Raw genomic sequence first — 1,571 nt, 5'->3', positions numbered from 1 at the left:
GGTATATACTTCCGCTACCTCGCGGTGTACTGGAGACTTTCACTCTTTAGTCAATTGTGCTGCCTAGCGCACAAAAGTCTGCCCCTCGCCATTTTCTTGGCTTTTGGAGCAGACTTCTCCTGAGTTTGGATTGCTTTCATCTTCTCATATATTCACTAAGGCTTGAAGGTGGCTAGGGTTTGACGCTTACATATAAAGCCAAGTTGCCGCCTATTATTCCCCCGACTTTAAATACCCTTCTATCTTATACCACTTGATGCCGAGCTTTGCTATTGGCGACTGCGTCTGGGTGCATTCGCTGCGCCGTACCGGCATTGTTTGCAGCGAACCGGATCATCGTGGAAACATTACGGTGCAAATCCAGAAGGAGAAAGTGCGCATCAACCGCAAGAGATTGTCTCTTTATATCGAGCGCAGCAAGCTATACCCGGAAGGAGACTACGATATGGACATCGTGTTCGAATCGAAAGACACCCGGAAGAAGCGAAAGCAGATGAGCAAACATCATATTGAAGGGCTAACAATCGAGTATAACGAGAATGAGTAGCCGAAGCGCCCTTTAACAACCTTCGTACCGGATGCAAAGAAGCCCGAGGATATTCTCCCCCGGGCTTTTCATAATGTACGAAGTCGTAGTTCAAAGAAATACTGTACAATTGGATGCTTTAACTTCATCTTCTCAGTCATGTTTAGTATTCGTTTTTTTCCAACTCTTCTGTCAATCAAAGCTAGAATATTCAATAAGATATCATTGCTCTCTAAGCTTTCCTCTATAGAAATGGATAAAAACTTGTTAGCTATAACAACAAAATTTGATTTACTTAATGATGATTGTGCTGATAAAAGCTCCTTTGCATATTCCGATATTTTTCTACTTCTTACTATGACTTTTAAACGATCCTCCGGAACACTCCCATTGGTATCTTTTCTGACCGCTTCAATTTCATCATTGCTGATAGGAATCCGGATATCGGAATCATTCTTAATTTCCAACTCCGTCTGATACCATCTAATTAAGGTATCATTCATATTGAGTACGTTCTTTTTATCTACCGCAATATAACAAAGTCCTGCTTTATCTGGTAAATAGCGGTAGCTGGTTGAAAGGTATTCGACCCTTCCATATAGTGCAGGGCTGAGAAAACTCTCCAGATGTTGTTTCAATTTGCTCCAGGCCATTTCATTCTCCTATGTTTTATATTATAAAAGAACCGTTGAGGCACACGTTCTAGTATCCATAATACACTAACCACAACATCGATCAAAAAACAACCTTAAACCCATAATAGGCTCATCAACTGAAAAATTTGATACTCTTCCCATTCCGACAAAAAAACATCGTCAAAAATTGCTGACGACGTTTTAATAATTTGTTTACGACCAGTACGAAGGGTATCCACCAGCACGGTGCCGTAATCCCACCATGCGACACCAGCACAATAACGCCGATTTCTCCATCTATTCCCCCGCGATTCTTCCACTTTTGCCCAAGTAGCTGGACTTTCTACCGCTAATTCCCACGTATCCGGGGATTCGTACATTAGCCGTCGATTTAGCTGTAGCTTCTACCT

General features: G+C 42.0%; 2 protein-coding genes. One reads left to right on the top strand and one right to left on the bottom strand.

Going from position 1 to position 1,571, the window contains the following annotated elements; translation table 11 throughout:
* Nucleotides 1-256: 256 nt before the first annotated feature.
* Complete coding sequence (locus tag AC1DUA_RS36885) at nucleotides 257-547, top strand: Smr/MutS family protein (RefSeq protein ID WP_477504448.1); 291 nt, start codon at nucleotides 257-259, stop codon at nucleotides 545-547.
* Nucleotides 548-615: 68 nt separating this feature from the next.
* On the opposite strand, the gene AC1DUA_RS36880 is transcribed toward AC1DUA_RS36885, so the two are convergent.
* Complete coding sequence (locus AC1DUA_RS36880) at nucleotides 616-1,179, bottom strand: SF0329 family protein (protein ID WP_477504447.1); 564 nt, start codon at nucleotides 1,177-1,179, stop codon at nucleotides 616-618.
* Nucleotides 1,180-1,571 lie beyond the last annotated feature (392 nt).

The sequence above is a fragment of the Paenibacillus sp. 01T422 genome (assembly GCF_056398785.1).
The sequence above is the reverse complement of the archived record's forward strand: the minus strand, read 5'-3'. Positions and strand labels throughout refer to the sequence as shown.